General features: G+C 37.9%; 22 protein-coding genes, 1 pseudogene and 1 riboswitch. Of the genes and pseudogenes, 22 read left to right on the top strand and 1 reads right to left on the bottom strand.

From position 1 onward, the window contains the following. The first annotated feature begins 18 nt into the window (after nucleotides 1–18). From QM847_RS01400 to QM847_RS01335, 14 genes and pseudogenes are all read left to right on the top strand, one after another. Nucleotides 19–651 carry a copper homeostasis protein CutC gene (locus QM847_RS01400; RefSeq protein ID WP_414353369.1) on the top strand — a complete coding sequence of 211 codons (633 nt, stop codon included), beginning with the start codon at nucleotides 19–21 and terminating at the stop codon, nucleotides 649–651. A 43-nt stretch (nucleotides 652–694) separates the two neighbouring features. Next, complete coding sequence (locus tag QM847_RS01395) at nucleotides 695–1,354, top strand: MmcQ/YjbR family DNA-binding protein (protein ID WP_414353368.1); 660 nt, start codon at nucleotides 695–697, stop codon at nucleotides 1,352–1,354. Between the two features lie 36 nt (nucleotides 1,355–1,390). Beyond that, on the top strand, nucleotides 1,391–1,663 hold the full coding sequence (locus tag QM847_RS01390) for a DUF1294 domain-containing protein (RefSeq protein ID WP_414353755.1): 273 nt from the start codon (nucleotides 1,391–1,393) through the stop codon (nucleotides 1,661–1,663). A gap of 155 nt (nucleotides 1,664–1,818) precedes the next feature. Beyond that, nucleotides 1,819–2,802, top strand: a complete 984-nt coding sequence (gene guaC / locus QM847_RS01385) for a GMP reductase (RefSeq protein ID WP_414353367.1) — start codon at nucleotides 1,819–1,821, stop codon at nucleotides 2,800–2,802. Then, nucleotides 2,796–2,892: riboswitch (purine riboswitch) on the top strand. Its footprint overlaps the gene before it by 7 nt. 77 nt (nucleotides 2,893–2,969) lie before the next feature. After that, nucleotides 2,970–3,551: a xanthine phosphoribosyltransferase gene (locus QM847_RS01380; RefSeq protein WP_414353366.1), complete on the top strand. Its 582-nt coding sequence runs from the start codon at nucleotides 2,970–2,972 to the stop codon at nucleotides 3,549–3,551. Next, nucleotides 3,551–4,810 (top strand): nucleobase:cation symporter-2 family protein, encoded by a 1,260-nt coding sequence (locus tag QM847_RS01375; RefSeq protein WP_269797789.1) that lies wholly within the window; start codon nucleotides 3,551–3,553, stop codon nucleotides 4,808–4,810. The genes QM847_RS01380 and QM847_RS01375 overlap by 1 nt, the downstream gene beginning before the upstream one ends. Before the next feature lie 93 nt (nucleotides 4,811–4,903). Continuing rightward, entirely contained in the window at nucleotides 4,904–6,862 is a 1,959-nt protein-coding gene (gene ligA / locus QM847_RS01370; RefSeq protein WP_414353365.1) for an NAD-dependent DNA ligase LigA, read from the top strand. A gap of 105 nt (nucleotides 6,863–6,967) precedes the next feature. After that, nucleotides 6,968–9,250, top strand: coding sequence for a type I pullulanase (gene pulA, locus QM847_RS01365; RefSeq protein WP_414353363.1), 2,283 nt, complete (start codon nucleotides 6,968–6,970; stop codon nucleotides 9,248–9,250). Between the two features lie 403 nt (nucleotides 9,251–9,653). Then, the gene (gene glgB / locus QM847_RS01360) at nucleotides 9,654–11,582 is read left to right on the top strand and encodes a 1,4-alpha-glucan branching protein GlgB (protein ID WP_414353362.1); all 1,929 of its coding nucleotides are present in this window, start codon (nucleotides 9,654–9,656) and stop codon (nucleotides 11,580–11,582) included. Beyond that, on the top strand, nucleotides 11,572–12,714 hold the full coding sequence (locus QM847_RS01355) for a glucose-1-phosphate adenylyltransferase (RefSeq protein ID WP_414353361.1): 1,143 nt from the start codon (nucleotides 11,572–11,574) through the stop codon (nucleotides 12,712–12,714). The genes glgB and QM847_RS01355 overlap by 11 nt, the downstream gene beginning before the upstream one ends. Further along, a complete protein-coding gene (gene glgD, locus QM847_RS01350; protein WP_269797784.1) occupies nucleotides 12,704–13,843 on the top strand; it encodes a glucose-1-phosphate adenylyltransferase subunit GlgD in 1,140 nt (379 codons plus the stop codon). The genes QM847_RS01355 and glgD overlap by 11 nt, the downstream gene beginning before the upstream one ends. Continuing rightward, nucleotides 13,840–15,273: a glycogen synthase GlgA gene (gene glgA, locus QM847_RS01345; protein ID WP_269797783.1), complete on the top strand. Its 1,434-nt coding sequence runs from the start codon at nucleotides 13,840–13,842 to the stop codon at nucleotides 15,271–15,273. Before glgD ends, glgA begins: the two co-directional genes overlap by 4 nt. A 63-nt stretch (nucleotides 15,274–15,336) precedes the next feature. After that, nucleotides 15,337–15,979 (top strand): annotated as a pseudogene (serB, locus tag QM847_RS01340) (phosphoserine phosphatase SerB). Between the two features lie 16 nt (nucleotides 15,980–15,995). Beyond that, on the top strand, nucleotides 15,996–17,105 hold the full coding sequence (locus QM847_RS01335; RefSeq protein WP_269797781.1) for a glycerate kinase: 1,110 nt from the start codon (nucleotides 15,996–15,998) through the stop codon (nucleotides 17,103–17,105). Here the strand turns inward: QM847_RS01335 and QM847_RS01330 are convergent, their stop codons facing one another. Then, nucleotides 17,106–17,549, bottom strand: a complete 444-nt coding sequence (locus QM847_RS01330) for a DUF1694 domain-containing protein (protein ID WP_269797780.1) — start codon at nucleotides 17,547–17,549, stop codon at nucleotides 17,106–17,108. Between the two features lie 164 nt (nucleotides 17,550–17,713). On the opposite strand from QM847_RS01330, the gene eno reads away from it, so the two are divergent. From eno to QM847_RS01290, 8 genes are all read left to right on the top strand, one after another. Then, entirely contained in the window at nucleotides 17,714–19,018 is a 1,305-nt protein-coding gene (gene eno, locus QM847_RS01325) for a surface-displayed alpha-enolase (protein WP_006148599.1), read from the top strand. A gap of 179 nt (nucleotides 19,019–19,197) precedes the next feature. After that, nucleotides 19,198–20,538: an exodeoxyribonuclease VII large subunit gene (gene xseA, locus QM847_RS01320; protein WP_269797779.1), complete on the top strand. Its 1,341-nt coding sequence runs from the start codon at nucleotides 19,198–19,200 to the stop codon at nucleotides 20,536–20,538. Continuing rightward, a complete protein-coding gene (locus QM847_RS01315; RefSeq protein WP_075567625.1) occupies nucleotides 20,516–20,728 on the top strand; it encodes an exodeoxyribonuclease VII small subunit in 213 nt (70 codons plus the stop codon). The genes xseA and QM847_RS01315 overlap by 23 nt, the downstream gene beginning before the upstream one ends. Next, a complete protein-coding gene (locus QM847_RS01310) occupies nucleotides 20,725–21,600 on the top strand; it encodes a polyprenyl synthetase family protein (RefSeq protein WP_414353360.1) in 876 nt (291 codons plus the stop codon). The genes QM847_RS01315 and QM847_RS01310 overlap by 4 nt, the downstream gene beginning before the upstream one ends. Further along, nucleotides 21,593–22,408: a TlyA family RNA methyltransferase gene (locus QM847_RS01305; protein WP_414353359.1), complete on the top strand. Its 816-nt coding sequence runs from the start codon at nucleotides 21,593–21,595 to the stop codon at nucleotides 22,406–22,408. Before QM847_RS01310 ends, QM847_RS01305 begins: the two co-directional genes overlap by 8 nt. Continuing rightward, entirely contained in the window at nucleotides 22,401–22,832 is a 432-nt protein-coding gene (locus tag QM847_RS01300) for an arginine repressor (RefSeq protein ID WP_269797776.1), read from the top strand. Before QM847_RS01305 ends, QM847_RS01300 begins: the two co-directional genes overlap by 8 nt. A 6-nt stretch (nucleotides 22,833–22,838) precedes the next feature. Then, on the top strand, nucleotides 22,839–24,506 hold the full coding sequence (gene recN / locus QM847_RS01295) for a DNA repair protein RecN (RefSeq protein ID WP_414353358.1): 1,668 nt from the start codon (nucleotides 22,839–22,841) through the stop codon (nucleotides 24,504–24,506). Further along, the gene (locus QM847_RS01290; protein WP_414353357.1) at nucleotides 24,507–25,235 is read left to right on the top strand and encodes a metallophosphoesterase family protein; all 729 of its coding nucleotides are present in this window, start codon (nucleotides 24,507–24,509) and stop codon (nucleotides 25,233–25,235) included. The last annotated feature ends 11 nt before the right edge of the window (nucleotides 25,236–25,246 follow it).

Below are 25,246 nucleotides of genomic sequence, written 5' to 3'. Positions count from 1 at the left end.
ATCTTCAAGGAGAATCAAATGATTTACGAATTTTGTGCTGAAAATATTACTTTAATTGAAAAAGCTATGGAAGCTGGAGCTCGCCGTATTGAACTCTGTGACAATTTAGCGGTAGGTGGAACAACCCCAAGTTATGGAGTGACCAAGGCTGCAGTAGAACTTGCAGCTAACTATGAAACTACCATTATGACCATGATTCGTCCACGAGGTGGTGACTTTGTCTACACCAATCAAGAAGTAGCTATCATGCTTGATGATATTCGTTTGACAGCTCAAGCAGGAAGTCAAGGAGTTGTATTTGGGGTATTGACAGCTGACAACAAGTTAGATAAGTATAATCTCGAAAAGCTAATTGCTGCATCAAAAGGAATGGAGATTGTCTTCCATATGGCTTTTGATGAATTGAGCGACCAAGATCAGTTAGAGGCCATTGACTGGTTAAGTCAAGCTGGTGTGAAACGTATTCTCACTCGTGCTGGTGTACCTGGTGATTCTTTAGAGAAACGTTTTAGTTGTTATCAGAGACTGTTAGACTATGCTACGGGTAAAATTGAAATTCTACCTGGTGGCGGGATTGACATGGACAACCGTCAAACCTTTATCAATCAATTAGGTGTGACACAATTACATGGAACAAAGGTTGTCTTTTAAAAAATAGAAAGGAACTGCTAGCTTTTGGTAGCAGTTTTCGCTTATGTTAGATATATTTAAAGCTTATGAATTTAATAAGAAGAAAGCTATTTCTTTTGGTTTCATTGAGGAGGATGGAATATTCAAATATAGCAGTCTAATACTAGAAGATGACTTTCAAATGATTGTATCCATAGTGGATAAAGAAATAAGATTTCATGTTTATGATCAGGAAACGGGTGATTTATATCCTCAAGTCCATATGGAAAGTATGAGAGGCTCTTTTGTTGGAGCAGTAAGGGAAGCTTGTCTAGAAGTTTTGTATCAGATTCGTAAGTCATGTTTTGATGTCCAAGATTTTATTTGTCCTCAGACTAAGAGAGTCATGGTAATAGTCCAAGAAAAATATGGTAACCAATTAGAATATCTATGGGAAAAATCTCCTGATACGGCTGTTCTCCGTCATGAATCTAATCAAAAGTGGTATGCAGTTTTAATGAAAATACCTTGGGATAGGCTAGATAAGGGGAGAGAAGGACTAGTGGAAGCAGTCAACCTTAAACATGATCACGTAGCAGACTTGCTTTCACAAAAGGGAATTTACCCAGGCTTTCATATGAACAAAAGATATTGGATCAGTGTCCCGCTTGATGAGAGCTTATCAGACCAGCAGATCCTGGATTTAATCGAGAGAAGTTGGGACTTGACTAGAAAAAAGAAATAGGATAAAACAACTGACAAGGAGACTTATACGTAGATGATTGATTTAAAACAAGTTCCTAGCATTCTACTCTTACTATGGAATTTCTTTATCTTTATTCTATATGGAATTGATAAATATAAGTCTAAACGCGGCCATTGGAGAATTCCAGAGAAGTATTTACTCTTAGGAGCTTTTATATTTGGTGGCTTTGGAGCCTGGTTTGGAGGACTTATTTTCCATCATAAAACTCGAAAATGGTATTTTAAAACAGTTTGGATTTTGGGAATGGTGGTAATAGTGGTGACTATATATTTTCTTGTTAAATCTTAAATGTAATAAAAAAGAAATTCCGAACATTATATGATAAAAAACATAATTATTGACAAAAATAGGAATATATTGTAAACTTGTCAAAGGAATCGTCTGTAAAAAGACAAGACTATTCCTAACTTTAGGAAAGTCAAAACTAAAGAAATGAGAGAAAAATGTTGAACGAATTTCCGATTTTTGATTACGAAGATATTCAGTTAATCCCTAACAAATGTGTCCTTAATAGTAGGGCAGAAGCTGATACACATGTAACCTTTGGGAATCACACTTTTAAGTTACCAGTAGTTCCGTCTAACATGCAGACCATCATGGATGAAGATGTTGCAGAACAACTTGCTAAGGGTGGTTACTTCTATATTATGCATCGATTTGATGAAGCTGGGAGAATCCCTTTTATTAAGCGTATGCATGCCCAAGGTCTAATTGCTTCAATCTCAGTTGGTGTTAAGGATTATGAGTATGACTTTGTTAGTCAATTAAAAGATGATGCTCCAGAGTACATCACGATTGATATAGCACATGGTCATGCAGATAGTGTCATTTCGATGATTCAGCATATCAAGAAAGAATTACCTGATACTTTTGTCATTGCAGGAAATGTAGGAACTCCAGAAGCAGTACGTGAATTAGAAAATGCGGGAGCAGATGCCACTAAGGTTGGTATCGGACCAGGTAAAGTATGTATCACTAAGGTTAAAACTGGTTTTGGTACAGGCGGTTGGCAGCTAGCGGCTCTTCGCTGGTGTGCTAAAGCTGCGCGTAAGCCGATTATTGCTGATGGTGGGATTCGTACACATGGAGACATCGCCAAGTCAATCCGCTTTGGTGCAAGCATGGTTATGATTGGTTCACTATTTGCAGGTCATATTGAAAGTCCTGGTAAAACTGTCGAAGTCGATGGTAAACAATTTAAAGAATACTATGGTTCTGCTTCAGAATACCAAAAAGGTGCCTATAAGAATGTCGAAGGAAAGAAAATTCTTCTTCCTGCCAAAGGACATTTACAGGATACCTTAACAGAGATGGAACAAGATTTGCAAAGTTCGATTTCTTATGCTGGAGGTCGTAAAGTAGCTGATCTTAGACATGTAGATTATGTGATCGTGAAGAACTCTATCTGGAATGGAGATGCTCACTAAAAAATATGATTACTTATTTATGCCGCGAATTGGCGTGGCGTTTCTACAAGGTACCGTAAATACCTAACAATGAGTAAGTCACAAAAGAGATAAAGACAGGGGATTGCTGTCTCTATTTCAGCTTGGAGACTTACTTTGTAAGTCTCTTTTTTATTTCGGAGGTTATTGTGAAATTATTAGAAGAACGAATTTTAAAGGACGGTAATGTCCTTGGTGAGAATATTCTTAAGGTGGACTCTTTTCTAACCCATCAAGTAGATTATTCTTTGATGCGTGAGATTGGTCGTACTTTTGCTGAACATTTTGAAAATGTTGGAATTACTAAAGTTGTAACAATTGAGGCATCTGGAATTGCACCAGCTTTATATGTAGCTGAACAATTGGACGTACCTATGATTTTTGCTAAGAAGGCAAAAAATATCACTATGAATGAGGGGATTTTAACTGCTGAGGTTTATTCTTTCACTAAACAAGTTACTAGTACCGTATCTATTGCAGGGAAGTTTATATCTCCAGGAGATAAAGTATTAATTATTGATGATTTCTTGGCTAATGGTCAAGCAGCTAAAGGTTTGATTCAGATTATCGAACAAGCTGGTGCTACAGTCGAGGCCGTCGGGATTGTGATTGAAAAATCTTTCCAAGATGGTCGTGAACTGTTAGAAAAATCAGGTCATCAGGTAGTATCACTTGCTCGTTTAGAGCGTTTTGAAAATGGAAGAGTTATCTTCAAGGAGGCAGACATCTAATGAATCAAAAAGAAAATCACTCAAAAGCAGCCGTATTGGGCTTGCAACACTTACTTGCTATGTACTCAGGTTCAATCCTAGTACCAATCATGATTGCAGGTGCCCTAGGTTACTCGCCTCAACAACTGACATACCTTATCTCTACGGATATCTTTATGTGTGGGGTCGCAACTTTATTGCAGTTACAATTAAATAAATATTTTGGTGTTGGTTTACCGATCGTTCTAGGTGTGGCCTTTCAGTCTGTTGCTCCTCTTATCATGATTGGACAAAGTCATGGTAGTGGTGCTATGTTTGGGGCCTTGATTGCTTCTGGTATTTATGTCGTTCTTGTAGCAGGTGTATTTTCTAAGATTGCTAATCTGTTCCCTTCAATCGTAACAGGTTCTGTCATTACAACAATCGGATTGACCTTGATTCCAGTAGCTATTGGGAATATGGGAAATAATGTCGAAAAACCAACGGGACAAAGTTTGGCATTAGCATCTATTACTATCCTTATTATTCTTTTGGTAAATATCTTTACTAAGGGGTTCATTAAGTCTATTTCTATCTTGATTGGCTTGATTGCTGGTACAATTATTGCTGCAACTATGGGATTGGTTGATTTCTCTCCGGTAGCAGAAGCTCCACTTGTTCATATCCCAACTCCATTCTACTTTGGCGCTCCACAATTTGAGATTTCTTCTATTGTCATGATGTGTATTATCGCTACTGTGTCAATGGTTGAATCAACTGGTGTTTACCTTGCTCTTTCCGATATAACTAAAGATCCAATCGATAGCACTCGTCTTCGTAATGGATACCGTGCTGAAGGACTTGCTGTTTTGCTTGGTGGTATTTTCAATACCTTCCCTTATACAGGATTTTCTCAAAACGTTGGCTTGGTTAAACTGTCAGGTATTCGTACTCGTTTGCCAATCTACTATGCAGCTGGTTTCCTTATCCTACTTGGTCTCTTACCTAAGTTTGGTGCCTTGGCGCAAATTATTCCAAGCCCTGTTCTTGGAGGAGCTATGCTAGTTATGTTTGGATTTGTTTCTTTACAAGGGATGCAGATACTGTCACGTGTTGACTTTGAAAACAATGAACATAACTTCCTTATTGCAGCTGTCTCTATTGCAGCTGGTGTTGGACTAAACGGAAGCAACCTTTTCAATACCCTACCAACAGCCTTCCAAATGTTCTTCTCAAATGGTATTGTCATTGCGAGTGCTGTTGCCATTATCTTGAATGCTATTTTGAATCGAAAAAAATAAAAATAAATGAGAAGTGATAGAAATATCCTTCTCATTTTCTTTTTTAGAGCTTGAGTATTGTTTCTATAGTCCTTTTTATGGTAAAATGGTTCTATGAATGAAAGAATGAAAGAGCTCGTTGAGTTGCTCAATCGCTATGCGACAGAGTATTATACAAGTGATAACCCATCTGTATCTGATAGTGAGTATGATCGTCTCTATCGTGAATTGGTAGAGTTAGAAAAAGCTCATCCAGAGCAAGTCTTGCCAGATAGTCCAACCCACCGTGTTGGCGGTAAGATTCTTGATGGTTTTGAAAAATATAGTCATCAGTATCCTCTCTATAGTTTGCAGGATGCTTTTTCTCGTGAAGAGCTCGATGCCTTTGATGCGCGTGTTCGTAAAGAATTGGACGAAGTTACTTATATCTGTGAGTTAAAAATTGATGGATTATCGATTTCCTTGACTTATGAGCAAGGAATTTTTGTTGTTGGGGCGACTCGTGGTGATGGTTCAATTGGTGAAAATATCACGGAAAATCTTAAACGAGTGAAAGATATTCCTTTATCCTTACCAGAAAAAATAGATATCACTGTTCGTGGTGAATGTTATATGCCGAGAGCTTCTTTCAATCAGGTCAATCTTGCTCGTCAAGAAAACGGGGAGCCAGAGTTTGCTAATCCACGAAATGCTGCTGCAGGAACTCTTCGCCAGCTAGATACAGCAATAGTAGCCAAACGTAATCTTGCAACCTTCCTCTATCAAGAAGCAAGCCCTTCAACTCGGGATAGCCAAGAGAAGGTTTTGGAACATTTAGAACAATTGGGTTTTGTTGTTAATCCAAGACGCATATTAGCGCACAGCATGGATGAAGTTTGGAAGTTTATCCAAGAAGTAGGTCAAGAAAGAGACCAATTGCCTTATGACATCGACGGTGTCGTAATTAAGGTCAACGACCTAGCTGGTCAAGAGCAACTTGGATTTACAGTTAAAGCGCCTAAGTGGGCAGTCGCTTATAAGTTTCCAGCAGAAGAAAAAGAAGCAAAACTGCTTTCTGTTGACTGGACAGTAGGACGAACTGGTGTCGTAACTCCGACTGCCAATCTTACTCCGGTGCAATTGGCAGGTACAACAGTTGGTCGTGCAACGCTTCATAATGTTGACTATATCGCTGAAAAGGATATTCGCAAGGATGATACTGTTATTGTTTATAAGGCAGGAGATATCATTCCAGCCGTTCTACGTGTCGTAGAATCAAAGCGTGTGTCAGAGGAGAAACTAGATATTCCAACAAACTGTCCAAGTTGTGATAGCAAGCTATTACACTTTGAAGATGAGGTGGCTCTTCGTTGTATAAACCCACGTTGTCCAGCTCAGATTAAAGAAGGTTTAATACACTTCGCATCCCGTGATGCCATGAATATCTCTGGCCTTGGTCCATCAATCGTAGAAAAATTATTTGCCGCCAATTTAGTTAAAGATGTTGCGGATATTTATCGATTAACTGTGGAAGATTTTCTCTTATTAGATGGTATCAAGGAAAAATCGGCTCAAAAACTTTATCAAGCCATTCAGGCTTCTAAGGAAAATTCCGCTGAAAAACTGTTATTTGGTTTAGGTATTCGTCATGTTGGAAGTAAGGCAAGTCAGTTGTTACTTCAAAACTTTCATTCTGTTGAAGCACTTGCCCAAGCAAATCCTGAAGAAGTAGCAAGCATCGAAAGTCTGGGAAGTGTCATTGCTCAAAGTATACAGACTTATTTTGCTACAGAAGGTTCTAAAATTCTTTTAAGAGAATTGAAAGAATCAGGTGTTAATCTAGATCACAAAGGACAGGTAGCTGCAGCAGATGCAGCCTTATCAGGTCTAACAGTCGTATTGACAGGAAAACTTGAACGTCTTACTCGCTCGGAAGCTAAAAGTAAACTCGAAAATCTTGGAGCCAAGGTAACGGGTAGTGTATCGAAGAAGACTGACCTTGTGGTAGCAGGAGCAGATGCAGGAAGCAAACTCCAAAAAGCACAAGAACTTGGAATTGAGATTCGAGATGAAGCTTGGTTGGAGAGTTTATAATCATTACACACTAAAGAATGACTATCTTAGATTTCTTGCTCAACTCGAAAATTTAAACAAGAAATTATTTTTTTAAAATTTAACAATTAGAAATTAGGGAGAACTATGTACAATTATCCTGTACTTATTCATTATCATCGTAAGGATGAGGCTTATAAAGATTGTAGTTTTAGTAAGAAGCCGCTCGATACAGTCGAGTTAGTAAAAGAAGAAGAGTATTTTGGAGAAAAATTTTCTTTCACTCAATCTAGCGAAAAAGCTATCGAAACGATGACTTTTGTAGTTACAAAAGACGGAGTTTCAAAAGAGTATCCAATTCGTTTCAACTATTATCCACTCTTGACAGAAGTTTGGATTTTAGATGGAGACGATACAGTCTACTACTCCGAGAATCCTGCTATTGCAAGCCCTCACTATAAGGATCAAAATCCTTTTGCTTTTGACAAGGCTATTAATAGTGCTAGTTTTGACCATCATTGGGGCTACCAAGGTGATTTGGGTTGTCAAGTTTCTGATACTCAAACAAGCTTTAGTCTTTGGGCACCGACAGCAACCTCTGTACAAGTCGTAGTTTATGAATCAGCTTCTAATGATGCTCCGATTTTAAAAACTTATGAGATGGAGCGAGGGAACAGCTATTCATACAGTCATAAATATAATACAATTGGTGTCTGGAGTCTTACAGTTCCGGAAAGTCTTGCGGGTCGTGCATATCACTACCAAATTGACTTCCCACATCACCAATCTTTAACCCGCGATCCATATACAATTGCAACTAGTCCTGATGGAAAACGCTCAGCAATTGTTTCGGAACAGAAACGTCAGGTAGATGGTTTTGAAGTTAAGAATGGAACGGAAGCAACTTGGCGATTGGAAAATCCTTGTCAGGCTGTTGTTTACGAAATGCATATTCGTGACTTGACCAAGTCTGAAACTTCTGGTGTTGCTCCAGAATTAAGAGGAACTTTTTTGGGAGCCGCTCAAACGGGGACAGTCAATCAGTATGGACAGTCTACAGCATTTGACTATATCAAAGAGCTTGGAGTTAACTATGTCCAACTGCAGCCGATTGCTGATCGTCATAAAGAATATGATGCTGATGGGAATGTAACTTACAACTGGGGTTATGACCCACAAAACTACAATGCTCCAGAAACCAGCATGTCGACAAATCCAAATGATCCAGGTCAGGTTATTCGTGACTTAAAAACTATGGTTCAGGCTTATCATGATGCTGGTATCGGTGTCATCATGGACGTTGTTTATAATCATACTTTCTCTGTAGTCGATGCACCATTTCAAACAACGGTACCAGATTATTATTATCGAATGAATCGTGATGGGACCTATCAAAATGGTACCGGTGTAGGTAATGAAACTGCTAGTGAACACGAAATGTTCCGTAAGTATATGATTGACTCGCTTCTTTATTGGGTTAAAGAATTTAATATTGATGGTTTCCGATTTGACTTGATGGGTATCCATGACGTTAAAACTATGCAGATGATCCGTTGGGCTATGGATGAAGTCGATCCTAAAATCATCCTTTATGGAGAAGGATGGGATATGGGAACTGGTCTTGCTCCTTATGATAAGGCTAAGAAAGACAATGCCTATCAGTTACCTAATATTGGATTTTTCAATGATGATCAACGTAATGCGGTTAAGGGTGCTGAAGTTTATTGTGATATCAAATCAGGCTTCGTAAGTGGAGCCGGTACTGAACCAATCGTTGCTAAGTCTATCTTGGGAAGTCGTGAACTTGGTTCTTACCTCAGTCCTAACCAAGTCTTGAACTATGTGGAAGCCCACGATAACTATAACTTACATGACTTGCTAGCAACTCTTCATCCAACGGAGAGTGAAGAACGAATTATGAAAAAAGTGGAAACCGCAACAGCTATGAACCTTCTTATGCAAGGAATGGCTTTCATGGAACTCGGGCAGGAGTTTGGGCGTACTAAACTCGTAGCAACTGGAGAAAATGGTGAGTTGACTCATGATGATCGTGAGAGAGCTATGAACAGTTACAATGCTCCTGATAGCGTTAACCAAGTTAATTGGGATCTAATTAATGAACGTCAAGAAAGTATAGACTTTATCCGCCAAATTATCCGTCTTAAAACACAGACTAGCGCCTTTTCTTATCCTACATACGAGGAAGTATACCGTCACGTCTTTGTGCATACCGCCATTCAGAATAGTGGTTGGATTGTTTATGAGATTCAAGGAACTAAAGAACATTTCTTGGTTGTATTTAATGCCAAAGGTGCATCTTTCTATTATGAAAATGCTGGTAATCTAGAAATGTTGGTTACAAATAGTCGTTCAAATCAAGAAAATGCTATTGATGATGTCAGTGTAGCTGTCATGAAAGTTTTATCATAATGCAAAATCAAACTCAAGATACAATCTTGAGTTTTTTTGTTAATAGAATAAAAAAAATTGTTTAAAATCATGAAAATTACTAAAAATATTTGAAAATTTAAGTAAAATTGTTAAAATAGTCTTTAAGAGACATTTTTCATATAAAATTTATAAATTTATACAAAATGTTCAGTTTTTAACTTAAGAAAGAAAGGATATTCTTTATAAATACCAAGAAATTTACTCATATTGACAAAGAGACTATCTTAAAAATCATCAATTTATGAAAATTTAAGAAAGTCTAAGATAATTGTTTGAAGATTTTCAAAAAAAATTTTAGGATAATCAGGAAATTGCTTGAAACTTATTTTAAAAGGTAGTATAATAGATATATAGAAAACGCTTACAATAAAAGGAGGATTCAATGGATAAATTTGAAGCTTTAAGAACATTTACAACTGGCGAGAACTTCCACCTTCAGCACTTATTAGGAGCGCATCGTGAAGAGCAGGATGGAGAGCAGGGTTATACTTTCCGTGTCTGGGCTCCAAATGCGCAAGCTGTCCATTTAGTTGGTGATTTTACAAACTGGACAGAAAATCAAATTCCCATGGTTCGAAATGATTATGGAGTTTGGGAAGTCTTTACTCCCCTAGCGCATGAGGGACAAATTTATAAATATAATATTACTCGTTCAAACGGTCATCAAATTATGAAAATTGATCCTTTGGCTGTACGCTTTGAAGCTCGCCCTGAGACAGGAGCAATTATAACAGAGATTCCTGAAAAAAAATGGAAGGATGGCCTATGGTTAGCTCGTAGAAAACGTTGGGGATTCTTCGACAGACCAGTTAATATCTATGAGGTTCATGCAGGTTCATGGAAGAGAAATCCTGACGGAACACCTTATAGTTTTGCTCAACTAAAAGAAGAGCTCATCCCTTACTTAGTGGAGATGAATTATACACACATTGAGTTTATGCCTTTGATGGCTCATCCACTTGGTTTGAGTTGGGGTTATCAACTCATGGGTTATTTCGCCTTGGAGCATTCTTACGGAAGACCAGAAGAGTTTCAAGATTTTGTTGAGGAATGTCATTTAAACAATATTGGGGTTATCGTAGACTGGGTTCCTGGCCACTTTACAATCAATGACGATGCCTTAGCATACTATGATGGAACGCCAACATTTGAATACCAGGACCATAATAAGGCCAACAACTACGGATGGGGGGCACTTAACTTTGACTTAGGTAAAAACGAAGTACAGTCTTTCTTGATTTCTAGTATAAAGTTCTGGATTGAATTCTACCACTTGGATGGAATTCGAGTTGATGCAGTAAGTAACATTCTATATCTTGATTACGACAATGCACCATGGACACCAAATAAAGATGGTGGTAATCTCAACTATGAAGGCTACTATTTCCTTCAACGTTTAAACGATATTATTAAGCTTGCTCATCCGGATGTCATGATGATTGCAGAAGAGAGCTCTTCAGCTACTAAAATTACAGGTCCAAAAGAGATTGGTGGTCTTGGATTTGACTACAAGTGGAACATGGGCTGGATGAATGACATTCTACGTTTCTACGAAGAAGATCCAATTTACCGTAAGTACGATTTTAACCTTGTAACCTTCAGTTTTATGTATGTCTTTAATGAAAATTATCTTCTACCATTCTCTCATGATGAGGTGGTTCATGGTAAGAAGAGTATGATGCATAAGATGTGGGGAGATCGCTACAATCAGTTTGCAGGCCTGAGAAACCTTTATACTTATCAAATTTGTCACCCTGGTAAGAAATTACTCTTCATGGGTAGTGAATTTGGTCAATTCCTAGAATGGAAATCTGAGGAGCAATTGGAATGGTCTAACTTAGAAGATCCAATGAATGCTAAGATGAAATACTTCACTTCTCAACTGAATCAATTCTACAAAGACCATCGCTGTCTATGGGAAGTCGATTTGAGCTATGATGGAATTGAAATCATTGATGCAGATAATAGAGACCAAAGCGTTCTTTCCTTCATTCGTAAAGGTAAGAAAGATGAAATGCTAGTCTGTGTCTTTAATATGGCACCAGTCGAACGATCTGATTTCACAATTGGACTGCCAGTTGCAGGTGTGTATGAAGAAATTTGGAATACAGAGTTGGAACAATGGGGAGGTGTTTGGAAAGAACACAACCAAACTGTTCAAACTCAAGAAGGGTTATGGAAGGATTATGAGCAGACTTTGACCTTTACTTTGCCAGCTATGGGGGCAAGTATTTGGAAAATCAAACGTCGCATAAAACCTACTAAAAAAGTCACTAATAACACTCAAAAAGGAGTAGAAAATGAAGAATGAAATGCTAGCTTTAATCCTTGCTGGTGGGCAAGGAACTCGTCTCGGTAAACTCACTCAAAGTATTGCAAAACCTGCTGTGCAATTTGGTGGGCGCTATCGTATCATTGACTTTGCTCTTTCTAACTGTGCCAACTCTGGTATCCACAATGTTGGGGTTATCACACAGTATCAACCACTAGCTCTCAACAGCCACATTGGTAATGGTTCTAGTTGGGGTCTTGATGTAATTGATTCAGGTGTTTCTATCCTTCAACCTTACTCTGCAAGTGAAGGAAATCGATGGTTTGAAGGTACAAGTCATGCGATTTACCAAAGTATTGACTATATCGATAGCATTAATCCTGAGTATGTTTTGATTCTTTCAGGAGACCATATCTACAAAATGGACTATGATGATATGCTCCAATCACACAAGGATAACAATGCCAGCTTGACTGTAGCTGTCTTGGATGTACCATTAAAAGAAGCTAGTCGTTTCGGTATTATGAATACAGATGCTAATAATCGCATTGTTGAATTCGAAGAAAAACCTGCCCAACCAAAATCAACTAAGGCATCAATGGGTATTTATATTTTCGATTGGAAACGTCTGCGCAATATGCTCGTTGCAGCTGAAAAGAATAATATTGACATGTCAGACTTTGGTAAGAATGTTATTCCTAACTACTTAGAGTCTGGAGAAAGTGTTTATGCCTATGAATTCAGTGGATACTGGAAGGATGTCGGCACTATCGAATCGCTTTGGGAAGCAAATATGGAATATATTTCTCCAGACAACGCTTTAGATAGTCGTAATCGTCAATGGAAAATCTATTCTCGTAACCTGATCTCTCCACCAAACTTTATTGGAGAACATGCTCATGTAGAAGATTCTCTCGTAGTAGATGGATGTTTAGTGGATGGAACAGTAAAACATTCGATTATTTCAACAGGAGCACAAGTTCGTGAGGGAGCAGAAGTCGTTGACTCTGTTATCATGAGTGGAGCCGTTGTAGGTAAAGGTGCTAAGATTAGACGTGCTATTATTGGCGAAGGTGCAGTTATTGCAGAAGGTGTTGAGATTGATGGAACTGAGGAAGTTCAGGTTGTCGGATATAACGAAGTAGTGGGGGTAGCAACAGATGAAGATTGATAAATATTCAGCGATTTTAGGAAATACAGTTGGATTTCACGATATGTCAACATTGACGAGCAATCGTCCTGTAGCAAGTTTGCCATTTGGCGGGAAATATCGCTTGATTGACTTCCCTCTTTCAAGTCTTGCAAATGCTGGTGTACGTAGTATCTTTGGTATCTTCCAACAAGATAATATTTCTTCTGTATTTGACCATATCCGCTCTGGACGCGAGTGGGGCTTGTCTACACTCCTCAGCCACTACTATCTTGGTATCTACAACACTCGTGTAGAAAGTAGCACTGTTGGTAAAGAATACTATCAACAACTCCTTACATATTTGAAACGTTCGGGATCAAACCAAACAGTTTCAATTAACTGTGATGTATTGATTAATATTGATCTTAATCAAGTCTTCCATTTACACAACACAACAAAATCTCCGATTACAGTAGTTTATAAAAAACTACCCAAGAAAGATATTTCAGGAGTTAATGCTATCTTGGAAGTTGATGAAACTGACCATGTTTTGTCACATCACTTGTTTGATGAAAATTCAAACCAAGACTTATACAATATGTCTACAGACATTTTTGTAGTTGATACTCCGTGGTTGATTGAACGTCTTGAAGAAGAAGCTAAGAAAGAAAATCCAGAAAAATTACGCTATGTTCTCCGTGATTTAGCAGAGGAATCAGGTGCTTTTGCTTATGAATATACTGGATATCTGGCTAATATTCATTCTGTAGAATCTTATTATCAAGCGAATAAAGATATGCTCGATTTACATAAGTTCTACTCATTGTTCACTCCGAACCAAAAGATTTATACTAAGGTTAAAAATGAAGAGCCAACTTACTATGCATCAAGCTCTAAAGTAGCTAAGTCTCAGTTTGCTTCTGGTAGTATTATCGAAGGTGAAGTAGTCAACTCTGTATTATCTCGTAATGTCCGCGTACATGAAGACAGCTTAGTCAAAGATAGTCTCCTCTTTACACGTGCGGTCATTGGTAAGGGTGCTAAGGTAGAATATGCTATCTTGGATAAGGGTGTTGAGGTTGCTGAAGGTGTTGTTATTCGAGGCACTGCAGAACATCCTGTAGTTGTTAAGAAGGGCGAAAAAGTAACAGAGGATATTCTTTCATGAAAATTTTATTCGTAGCAGCAGAGGGCGCTCCCTTTTCAAAAACAGGTGGACTGGGAGATGTCATTGGAGCTCTACCCAAGTCATTAGTTAAGGCAGGACATGAAGTTGCTGTTTTCCTGCCTTACTACGATATGGTAGAAGCTAAATTTGGTGATCAAATTGAAGATGTTCTTCAATTTGAGGTATATGTTGGTTGGCGTAGACAATTTTGTGGAATTAAGAAAACAGTTTTAAACGGAGTTACCTTTTACTTTATAGATAATCAATATTATTTCTTTAGAGGTCATGTATACGGTGACTTTGATGATGGTGAACGCTTTGCCTTCTTCCAACTTGCAACCCTTGAAGCAATGGAGAGAGTTGGTTTTATCCCTGATGTTCTACATGCGCATGACTATCATACGGCTATGATTCCTTTCCTTCTGAAAGAAAAATATAGATGGATTCAAGCCTATCAAGGAATTAAGACTGTCTTAACGATTCATAACTTAGAGTTTCAAGGTCAATTCTCAGAAAGTATGCTTTGGGATTTATTCCGAGTTGGTTTTGAACGTTATGCTGATGGTACAGTTCGTTGGAATGATTGCCTCAACTGGATGAAGGCAGGTATTCTTTATGCAGATCGTGTAACAACTGTTTCTCCAAGCTATGCTTATGAAATTATGACAACTGAGTTTGGTTGTGGAATCGATCAAATCCTACGTATGGAATCTGGAAAACTATCTGGTATTGTAAACGGAATTGATACAGATCTCTACAATCCTGAAACAGATCCACTATTGGATTATCATTTTTCAAAAACTGATTTGTCAGGGAAGGCTCAAAATAAAGCAAAATTGCAAGAAAAAGTGGGTCTACCTGTTAGGGATGATGTACCTTTGATTGGTATCGTCTCACGTTTGACTCGTCAAAAAGGCTTTGATTTAGTAGTTGAGAGTTTACATCGTATGCTACAAGAAGATATTCAGATTGTGCTTTTGGGAACTGGTGATCCAGGTTTTGAACAAGCCTTCTCTTGGTTTGGTCAAGTATTTCCTGATAAACTTTCTGCTAACATCACCTTTGATGTGAAATTAGCGCAAGAAATTTATGCCGCTTGTGATCTCTTCCTTATGCCAAGTCGTTTTGAACCATGTGGGCTTTCTCAAATGATGGCCATGAGATATGGAACACTTCCTTTGGTCCATGAAGTAGGTGGTCTGAGAGATACAGTTCAAGCCTATAATCCAGTTGATGGTAGTGGTACAGGATTCAGCTTTGATAATTTGACCCCATTTTGGCTTAACTGGGCTCTACAAACAGCCTTGGATGTTTATCAAAATCATCCAGCGACCTGGAAGAAACTACAGTTACAAGCCATGGAACGTGATTTCTCTTGGGATACAGCTTGTCAATCCTATTTGCACTTGTACCAAAGCTTGGTAAATTAAAGCAATAAAAATCGTATGAAGCTTTCATACGATTTTTTGGGATAATATTAGTTAGGAATAGAAATGTCAAAAGTAAGAGGTCTTTGCGTGCTTGATGTTGACGGCACGCTGATAGAAGAGGAAGTAATTGATATTTTAGGCAGTAAAGCGAATTGTGAGCAAGAAGTCTCTCAATTGACTCGTCGAGCAATGAGTGGAGAATTAGATTTTGAATCAAGCTTGAAAAGGCGTGTTTCTTTATTGAAGGGAATTTCAGTCGATGTATTTGATCAAGTATATAAAGAGCTTCATCTAAGTAAAAATGCTCATGAGTTTATCTCAATTCTTCAAGAAAAAAAAGATTGCTGTTGGCATCATATCAGGTGGTTTTGTACCCATCGTTGAAAGGTTAGCAAATAGTTTAGGGATTCATTTGTTTGCTGCAAATCAGTTAGAAATAAATAATGGAAGGCTTACCGGTCGACTTATTGGTCAAGTCATTACTCGAGAAGTCAAGGAAGAAATTTTTCTTCAATGGGTTAGTGAACTAGATATATCTTTGGATAAAACAATTGCCGTAGGTGATGGAGCGAACGATTTAAAGATGCTTAAGAAAGCTGGAATCGGAGTTGCTTTTTGTGCTAAAGATATTCTAAAAAAAGAAATCAAACTGTATATTGACGAAAGAGACTTAGTAAAAATATTGGACTTGATTAATTTCCTTTAAAGAGAAGGAGAAGTGTATGAAAATTGTAGTTGCGCCAGATTCTTTTAAAGAGACTCTTTCGGCAGGTGAAGTAGCAAAAGCTATTAAGCGAGGTCTAGAAAGAGCCTTACCTAAAGTAGACTGTTTATGTTTACCAGTAGGAGATGGAGGAGAAGGTACTATAGAAGCCATCAAAAACTCTTTAGGACTATTAGAAAAAAGTACCCTAGTAACTGGTCCTTTTGGAGACGAGGTACAAATGCCCTATGTCCAAAAAGGGGATATGGCACTTTTTGAAGTTGCAGATCTTGTAGGGCTTGCTAAGATACCTCATGAAAAGAGAAATCCTTTAGATATTTTTACAAAAGGGATAGGAGAGTTAATCAGGCATTTGGTAAATCAGGGCATTAAGGAAATTTATATCGGTGTTGGTGGAACTGCCAGTAACGATGGAGGAATTGGAATTGCATCGGGTCTTGGTTATCAATTCTATGACCAAAGTGGAAAAGAGCTTTTAGCTACTGGTCAGGCACTGTTCGAAATAGCTGAACTTTCAAATCAAGAGGCTGTTTCCTTACCTTCAGATGTACAGATAAAAATATTAGCGGATGTCACCAATCCTCTCTGTGGTGCAGATGGTGCAACCTATGTATTTGGAAAGCAAAAGGGATTAAATCCTGAAAAATTCAAAGAAGTTGATAGGGTTATTAAGGAATTTTATAGTAATTTCTCACCTGAAACTTTAAAACTAGCAGGTGCCGGAGCGGGTGGTGGCATTGCAGCTGGTTTGTGTGCATTTGCTGGAGCAGAAATCGTATCTGGAATTCAAACTTGTTTGGATTTGATACATTTTGATGAAAAGGTCAAAAATTCTGATCTAGTAATTGTTGGTGAAGGTAGGTTAGATTCTCAAAGTTTGGCTGGCAAAGCCCCAATTGGCGTAGCAAAAAGAACACCCAAAGGTGTTCCAGTTATTGCAATATGTGGTAGTTTGTCAGAGGATTTACCTCAATTACCATTTGAAAATCTAGTTGCAGCTTTCTCCATTTTAGAAAAGAGCGAACCATTAGAAGACAGCTTTAAAAATACTGCCCATTATTTAGAAAATACAGCGTTTAATATCGGTCAACTTTTATCGATAAAGTAGTTAACCAAACCATTTTTTCCAAAGAGAAGTTGGAGCCTTTGGTTCTTTCTCTTGCCATAAGTTAGAAAAGGCCTTTTTAAGGTCTTTTTCTTGGGTTTTAACAGGTCTATCACTGTGTATGACCATGCCGAAAGGAGAAGAGTTATGGTCTTCTGAAACAATTGTCGCTTGGCAATTAGCATCCTTTGCCTGTTTTAAATAAAAAACCTGCTTCTCAAAAACAACTTGAGGTGAAATTTTGACAAATAGAGGTTCCGTGTTTTCTTTTAAACAATTTAAGATAGTTGGAAAGTTGTTTTTGAATTTGTCATCATTTGTTGTCTCAATATCTGCAAAACCTAGTACTCTTTCCTCAAATGTACCGAGAAAGCGTCTTTGTTCATCAGGATTTAATTTTAGGCCACCATTAGCTTTTTCTAGAATTTGTTTTGATAAATCAGTCATAAAAATAGTATAACATAAAAAGCATAAGAAAGAAAAAAGAAGAAAGCGATTACTTTATAAAGTTAAGGAAAAATTGCACAAAGTTAACGTTTTTTCTTGAAAAAGGAGTATTTTTAAGGTATCATAGAGGTGTAAAAAAATTAACTCAATAAGGAGAGTACAAAATGTCAATTATTACTGATGTTTACGCTCGCGAAGTCCTAGACTCACGCGGTAACCCAACACTTGAAGTAGAAGTTTATACTGAATCAGGTGCTTTCGGACGTGGTATGGTTCCATCAGGAGCTTCTACTGGTGAGCATGAAGCGGTTGAACTTCGTGACGGCGACAAATCTCGTTACGGTGGTCTTGGAACTCAAAAAGCGGTTGACAATGTGAACAACATTATTGCTGAAGCAATCATCGGTTACGATGTACGTGATCAACAAGCTATTGACCGTGCTATGATCGCTCTTGACGGAACTCCTAATAAAGGTAAATTGGGTGCTAACGCTATTCTTGGTGTATCTATCGCTGTAGCTCGTGCTGCTGCTGACTACCTTGAAATCCCACTTTACAGCTACCTTGGTGGATTTAACACTAAAGTTCTTCCAACTCCAATGATGAACATCATCAATGGTGGATCTCACTCTGATGCTCCAATCGCATTCCAAGAGTTTATGATTTTGCCAGTTGGTGCTCCAACATTCAAAGAAGCTCTTCGTTACGGTGCTGAAATCTTCCACGCTCTTAAGAAAATTCTTAAATCACGTGGTTTGGAAACTGCCGTAGGTGACGAAGGTGGATTCGCTCCTCGTTTTGAAGGAACTGAAGATGGTGTTGAAACTATCCTTGCTGCGATTGAAGCTGCTGGATACGTTCCAGGTAAAGACGTATTTATCGGATTTGACTGTGCTTCATCAGAATTCTACGATAAAGAACGTAAAGTTTACGATTACACTAAATTTGAAGGTGAAGGAGCTGCTGTTCGTACATCTGAAGAGCAAATCGACTACCTTGAAGAATTGGTTAACAAATACCCAATCATCACTATCGAAGATGGTATGGATGAAAATGACTGGGACGGTTGGAAAGCTCTTACTGAACGTCTTGGTAAGAAAGTCCAATTGGTTGGTGATGACTTCTTCGTAACTAACACTGACTACCTTGCACGTGGTATCCAAGAAGGTGCTGCTAACTCAATCCTTATCAAAGTTAACCAAATCGGTACTCTTACTGAAACTTTCGAAGCTATCGAAATGGCTAAAGAAGCTGGTTACACTGCCGTTGTATCACACCGTTCAGGTGAAACTGAAGATTCAACAATCGCTGACATCGCAGTTGCAACAAACGCAGGACAAATCAAGACTGGTTCACTTTCACGTACTGACCGTATTGCTAAATACAACCAATTGCTTCGTATCGAAGACCAACTTGGTGAAGTAGCTGAATACCGTGGATTGAAATCATTCTACAACTTAAAAAAATAAAATAGTTCAGTGAACTAATTAAAGCCCTTGGATTTTTCCAAGGGCTTTTGTATATTATAAGACAAGGTCAAAGAAATCCAGTCTTCTTTTCGTATTCTAGAGGTGAAAAAAGAGATTTTTAAACGTTTTTTTGGTATAATAATACCCAGGAAATGCTAGAAAATGAATTGAAGGTATAGATGGAAAAGTATTTATCGGTTACAACTTTGACCAAGTATTTAAAAATGAAATTCGATAAAGACCCATACTTAGAACGGGTCTATTTAACTGGTCAAGTTTCTAACTTTCGTAAGCGTCCAACTCATCAGTATTTTTCTCTCAAAGATGACCGTTCTGTTATTCAAGCGACTATTTGGTCAGGTATTTATCAGAAACTAGGTTTTGATTTGGAAGAAGGGATGAAGATCAATGTGATCGGTCGTATCCAAATCTATGAACCAAGCGGAAGCTATTCGATTATCATTGAAAAGGCTGAGCCGGATGGCATAGGTGCGCTTGCGATTCAGTTCGAACAATTAAAAAAGAAACTATCAGAAGAAGGCCTTTTTCAAGACCGCTTTAAACAAGCAATCCCTCAGTTTGCAAAACGTATCGGGGTTGTGACTAGTCGTAGTGGAGCTGTTATCCAGGATATCATTACCACTGTTAGCAGACGTTTTCCAGGGATAGAGATTGTTTTATATCCTACCAAGGTTCAAGGCGAAGGGGCGGCGGAGGAGATTGCCTGTAACATTGCTAGAGCAAATGAACGTGACGATATAGATGTCCTTATTATTGGTCGAGGTGGAGGTTCCATCGAAGATCTTTGGGCCTTTAACGAAGAGATTGTTGTACGTGCTATTTTTGAATCACGCTTACCGATTATCTCTAGTGTAGGTCATGAAACGGATGTAACTTTAGCTGACTTTGTAGCAGATAGGAGGGCTGCTACACCGACGGCTGCAGCAGAACTGGCAACGCCTGTGACTAAGTTAGATCTTCTGACCTATCTTCAGAATCAAGAAAAACGAATGGCTACTGCAGTACAAAATACTTTATCAAAGAAAAAAGAAGCCTTGAGAGGACTTAGTCAATCAGTCATCTTCAGGCAACCAGAGCGTTTATATGATGGATATCTACAACGCTTGGATCAGTTAGTACTTCGACTGAAGCAGGGATTGAATGGAGAGTTAGTTAGAAATCAACAGAAGGTTCAAGTTCAAATTCACCGTTTGGAGCAATTATCGCCGATCGTTAAGCTTCAGCGTTACCAGGACCGTATTCAACAATTACAAAAATTAATGCGTAGTCAGATGGCTGTGACATATGATGCTAAAGTTGCTGAAGTAAAACGCCTTTCAGAGGCTCTTCTTATGCTAGATACAAGTAGAATTGTGGCAAGGGGCTTTGCTATTGTCAAAAAAGAAGATGCAGTGGTATCTTCGGCAGAAGATTTAAAAGTAAATGACCAAGTTATGCTGATGATGCGAGATGGTCAAGTAGATTTAGAGGTTAAAGATGTCAAAACAAAAGAAATTTGAGGAAAATTTAGCAGAACTTGAAACGATTGTTCAGAGTTTAGAAAATGGTGAAATTGCTTTAGAAGATGCTATTGCTGCTTTTCAAAAAGGGATGATATTATCAAAAGAATTGCAAGCGACGCTTGATAAAGCTGAAAAGACCTTGGTTAAAGTCATGCAAGAGGATGGAACAGAAAGCGAACTTCTATGAACAAGCAAGAAAAACTAGTCCTAGTTGAATCAGTCTTAGAGGAGTTTTATGGTGACCAGCAATTTGCGTCAAGTTTAAGAGAAGCAGTTCTTTATTCCATACATGCTGGAGGTAAAAGGATTCGCCCCTATCTCCTTTTAGAAGTTTTAGAAGCCTTAAAAGTTCCTCTTACATCAGCTCATGCTCAGGTTGCGGCAGCGCTTGAAATGGTTCACACTGGAAGCTTGATCCATGATGATCTTCCCGCAATGGATGATGATGATTATCGTCGTGGGCGTTTAACTAACCATAAAAAGTTTGGTGAAGCCTTAGCTATTTTAGCAGGCGATGCTCTTTTTTTGGATCCATATGCTCTAATTGCACAAGCTGAATTATCAAGTCAGACTAAGGTAGATTTGATAGCTTCCTTGTCCCTTGCTTCGGGTAGTATGGGAATGGTAGCTGGTCAAGTATTAGATATGGAAGGTGAAGGGAAACACTTAAACTTAGAAGAACTTCAGACCATCCATGCCAATAAGACTGGTAAACTTTTAGCCTTTCCTTTTCAAGCAGCAGGAATTATTGCAGGATTGGATGAAAATCTTCAAAAACAGCTGAAAACAGTTGGGGAGTTGATTGGACTTGCTTTCCAAGTTAGAGATGATGTCTTAGATGTGACAGCTAGTTTTGAAGAAATTGGTAAGACTCCGAAAAAAGATTTACAAGCTGAGAAATCAACCTATCCTGCTTTGTTAGGATTGAATGAGGCAAAAATTTTTTGTAACCGAACTTTGGATCATGCTAATGAAAAATTAGACGAGATTAGCCAATTAGTCGACTTTGATAAAGAACCAATTGTAAAAATAGTAGAAAGTTTGAGAATCAATGGCTAAAGAAAGAGTAGATGTACTAGCTTATAAACAAGGTTTGTTTGAGACAAGAGAGCAAGCTAAAAGAGGAGTTATGGCTGGTTTAGTTGTTGCTGTTCTTAACGGTGAACGATTCGATAAACCTGGAGAAAAAATTCCTGATGATACTGAGTTAAAGCTTAAGGGTGAAAAGCTTAAGTATGTCAGTCGAGGTGGTTTAAAGCTCGAAAAAGCATTGGAAGAGTTTGGTATATCAGTTGAAGGGAAAATAACGATTGATATTGGAGCGTCTACAGGTGGTTTTACCGATGTTATGTTGCAAAATGGTGCTCAGCTTATCTATGCTGTGGATGTCGGTACTAACCAACTTGCTTGGAAATTACGCCAAGATGAGCGGGTTGTTAGTATGGAGCAGTTTAATTTCCGTTATGCTGAAAAAACTGATTTTGAACAAGAGCCATCTTTTGCGAGTATTGATGTAAGTTTTATATCTCTGGGGCTTATCCTTCCTGCTCTTCATAGAGTTTTGGCAAATCAAGGACAAGTCGTTGCATTGATTAAACCACAATTTGAAGCTGGACGTGAACAAATTGGTAAGAATGGTATTATCAGAGATGCCAAGATTCACCAACATGTCATAGAATCAGTGACAGATATGGCTGTTCAAGAAGGATTTTCAGTTCTAGGATTGAGCTACTCTCCGATACAAGGTGGCCATGGGAATATAGAATTTTTAGCTTATTTACAAAAAGAAGACCAGGCAATTAATCAGGTCTCTTCGCAAATAAATCAACTAGTAGAAGAAGCACATAGAGAGTTTAAAGATGAATAAAAAAATTAGACTAGAAAAAATCAGAAAATTTGTTACCGATTATCAAATTGGGACTCAAGAAGAAATTGTAGAGTATTTAAAAGAGGCTGGGATTTCAGCTACCCAAGCAACAGTTTCAAGAGATATTAAAGAACTTGGAATCGTAAAAATTCCTTTGAAAAATAATACCTATATCTATGAACTCCCAAAATCGGTTGTTAAAAGTCTGCAATTAGCTGAGAATAATATTGTACATTCAGAGCGTTTGGGACAGATGATTAATCTTCAAATTATTCCAGGGAATACTCTTTTTGTTAAAAGTCAATTACTAGAGGTTTTTTCAGAAAAACTTTTTAGTTGTATAGCTGATGATAATTCGATTCTTATGGTATTAAGAACTGAAGAAGAAGCCAAGGAAGTTTTTGAAAAAGTTAAAAATTGGTAGGTTTATATGTTACTGGAAATTTCGATAAAAAATTTCGCCATTATTGAAGCCATCTCCCTAAACTTTGAAAAAGGGATGACGGTTTTGACTGGTGAAACAGGAGCCGGGAAGTCAATTATTATTGATGCTATGAATATGATGTTAGGAGCAAGAGCAACGACTGATGTTATTCGTCATGGCGCTCCAAAGGCAGAAATTGAAGGTCTTTTCTCTGTAGAGAATAGTCGGGTTTTACAAGAACTTTTTGATGAACAAGGACTAGAGCTTGGTGATGACATTATTATTCGACGTGAAATATTGCGCAATGGTCGTAGTATTAGTCGAGTTAATGGTCAACTAGTCAATCTTTCTGTTCTAAAACTCATCGGTCAGCACCTAGTCGATATTCACGGTCAACACGATCAAGAAGAACTAATGCGCCCTCAAAGACATATTCAAATGTTGGATGAATTTGGAGATGCTACTTTCTTTGAATTAAAGGAAGCCTATCAAGAAAGTTTTGATCATTATCGTCGTATGCGTAAACAAGTTCTTGATATTAAGAAAAACCAAGAGGAACACAAAGCTCGCATTGAAATGTTAGAGTTTCAGATATCTGAGATTGAAGCAGCAAATTTAAAAGCTGGTGAAGATATAGCTCTAAACAAAGAAAGAGATAAACTTCTCAATCATAAAAATATAGCGGATACCTTGACAAATGCTTATAGTATGCTTGATGATGAAGAGTTTTCTAGCTTAGCTAATGTTCGTTCTGCAATGAATGATATGGAAAGTTTAGAAGAGTATGATCCAGAATATCGAGAAATTTCAACATCTCTATCAGAGTCTTATTATGTTTTAGAAGACATCACCAAAAGATTAGAGAATATTTTAGATGATCTAGATTTCGATGGGAATCATTTGTTACAGATAGAAAGTCGCTTGGATTTAATTCACACTATTACACGAAAGTATGGAGGTAGTGTGGACGAAGTCTTAGATTACTTTTCTAAGATTACGGATGAGTATAATCTCTTAACTGGAAATAATCTTTCATCAGAAGATATGGAACTTGAACTTAAGAAACTTGAAAAGCAATTAGTAGATTTAGCTAATCAAGTATCTCTTGCTCGACACGATTTAGCGAAAGATTTAGAAGCTGATATCAAGAAAGAATTGCAGGATCTCTATATGGAGAAAGCTCAGTTCCAAGTCCGTTTTACTAAAGGAAAATTTAGTCGTGAAGGAAACGAAACGGTTGAATTCTTTATTTCAACTAACCCTGGAGAAGACTTCAAACCTCTAGTAAAAGTTGCCTCTGGTGGTGAATTATCACGGCTAATGTTAGCAATTAAATCAGCCTTTTCACGTAAGGAAGGTAAGACTAGTATTGTATTTGATGAAGTAGATACAGGGGTTTCAGGGCGTGTGGCGCAAGCTATTGCCCAGAAGATTCATAAGATTGGGCAGCATGGCCAAGTTTTAGCAATCTCTCACTTAGCACAAGTGATTGCTATTGCAGATTATCAGTTCTTTATTGAAAAGATTAGTGATGAGCATTCTACAGTATCAATCGTCCGTCTCTTAACTATTGAAGAGCGCGTGCAAGAAGTTGCTAAGATGCTAGCAGGTGATAATGTAACAGAGGCTGCTCTGACACAAGCAAAAGAATTGTTGAAACATAAGGAGAAATAAATGACAGATTACTATGTAATCGGAGATGTTCATGGAAAAGCTGGAATGTTGGAAGACCTCCTCAAAACATGGGATGGTCAAACACAGTTACTATTTCTTGGAGATTTAATAGATAGAGGTGAGGATAGTCGTCGTGTTTTAGAGATGGTCAAGGACTTGGTAGATCATCAAAATGCGATTTGCATTTCCGGTAACCATGAATACATGTTTTTAACTTGGCTTGACAATCCTGAGGCAAGCTATGACCATTATCGTAGAAATGGTGGAGATACGACGATTAATTCTATACTAGGACGTCCTTTGGATGCTCCGGTAGATCCGATAGAAGATGCCAAACGTGTAGAAACTGAAGCAGCAGACTTGGTTGCTTTTATCCGACAAATGCCATTCGTGATTGAAACAGACCACTATATCTTCGTTCATGCAGGAATTGATTTGACCCTAGATGATTGGCATGAGACTACAGACTATAAGAAAGTCTGGCTAAGAAAACCATTCCATGAAGCTGAAAATCATACAGGAAAAACAATTGTATTTGGTCATACTCCTGTATACGGTTTGTTAAACCAAAAACCTGGCACATCTGAACTTTGGATTACTGATGATGGTAAAATTGGAATGGATGGAGGAGCTGTTTATGGTGGCGTTCTTCATGGTATTGTTTTTACTGAAAATGGAATGACAGAACGTTATTTCATCGAAAATGATGGATTCATTGCGGAAGATTAATACTCTCCACA

Source organism: Streptococcus timonensis (assembly GCF_047463455.1).
Lineage (GTDB): Bacteria > Bacillota > Bacilli > Lactobacillales > Streptococcaceae > Streptococcus > Streptococcus timonensis_B.
The sequence above is the reverse complement of the archived record's forward strand: the minus strand, read 5'-3'. Positions and strand labels throughout refer to the sequence as shown.

Excerpts from the sequence above, each read along its gene's own strand:
- QM847_RS01400 (WP_414353369.1), top strand. The coding sequence starts at position 19 with ATGATTTACGAATTTTGTGCTGAAAATATTACTTTAATTGAAAAAGCT.
- QM847_RS01395 (WP_414353368.1), top strand. The coding sequence starts at position 695 with ATGTTAGATATATTTAAAGCTTATGAATTTAATAAGAAGAAAGCTATT.
- guaC (WP_414353367.1), top strand. The coding sequence starts at position 1,819 with ATGTTGAACGAATTTCCGATTTTTGATTACGAAGATATTCAGTTAATC.
- QM847_RS01375 (WP_269797789.1), top strand. The coding sequence starts at position 3,551 with ATGAATCAAAAAGAAAATCACTCAAAAGCAGCCGTATTGGGCTTGCAA.
- ligA (WP_414353365.1), top strand. The coding sequence starts at position 4,904 with ATGAATGAAAGAATGAAAGAGCTCGTTGAGTTGCTCAATCGCTATGCG.
- pulA (WP_414353363.1), top strand. The coding sequence starts at position 6,968 with ATGTACAATTATCCTGTACTTATTCATTATCATCGTAAGGATGAGGCT.
- glgB (WP_414353362.1), top strand. The coding sequence starts at position 9,654 with ATGGATAAATTTGAAGCTTTAAGAACATTTACAACTGGCGAGAACTTC.
- QM847_RS01355 (WP_414353361.1), top strand. The coding sequence starts at position 11,572 with ATGAAGAATGAAATGCTAGCTTTAATCCTTGCTGGTGGGCAAGGAACT.
- glgD (WP_269797784.1), top strand. The coding sequence starts at position 12,704 with ATGAAGATTGATAAATATTCAGCGATTTTAGGAAATACAGTTGGATTT.
- glgA (WP_269797783.1), top strand. The coding sequence starts at position 13,840 with ATGAAAATTTTATTCGTAGCAGCAGAGGGCGCTCCCTTTTCAAAAACA.
- QM847_RS01335 (WP_269797781.1), top strand. The coding sequence starts at position 15,996 with ATGAAAATTGTAGTTGCGCCAGATTCTTTTAAAGAGACTCTTTCGGCA.
- QM847_RS01330 (WP_269797780.1), bottom strand. The coding sequence starts at position 17,549 with ATGACTGATTTATCAAAACAAATTCTAGAAAAAGCTAATGGTGGCCTA.
- eno (WP_006148599.1), top strand. The coding sequence starts at position 17,714 with ATGTCAATTATTACTGATGTTTACGCTCGCGAAGTCCTAGACTCACGC.
- xseA (WP_269797779.1), top strand. The coding sequence starts at position 19,198 with ATGGAAAAGTATTTATCGGTTACAACTTTGACCAAGTATTTAAAAATG.
- QM847_RS01315 (WP_075567625.1), top strand. The coding sequence starts at position 20,516 with ATGTCAAAACAAAAGAAATTTGAGGAAAATTTAGCAGAACTTGAAACG.
- QM847_RS01310 (WP_414353360.1), top strand. The coding sequence starts at position 20,725 with ATGAACAAGCAAGAAAAACTAGTCCTAGTTGAATCAGTCTTAGAGGAG.
- QM847_RS01305 (WP_414353359.1), top strand. The coding sequence starts at position 21,593 with ATGGCTAAAGAAAGAGTAGATGTACTAGCTTATAAACAAGGTTTGTTT.
- QM847_RS01300 (WP_269797776.1), top strand. The coding sequence starts at position 22,401 with ATGAATAAAAAAATTAGACTAGAAAAAATCAGAAAATTTGTTACCGAT.
- recN (WP_414353358.1), top strand. The coding sequence starts at position 22,839 with ATGTTACTGGAAATTTCGATAAAAAATTTCGCCATTATTGAAGCCATC.
- QM847_RS01290 (WP_414353357.1), top strand. The coding sequence starts at position 24,507 with ATGACAGATTACTATGTAATCGGAGATGTTCATGGAAAAGCTGGAATG.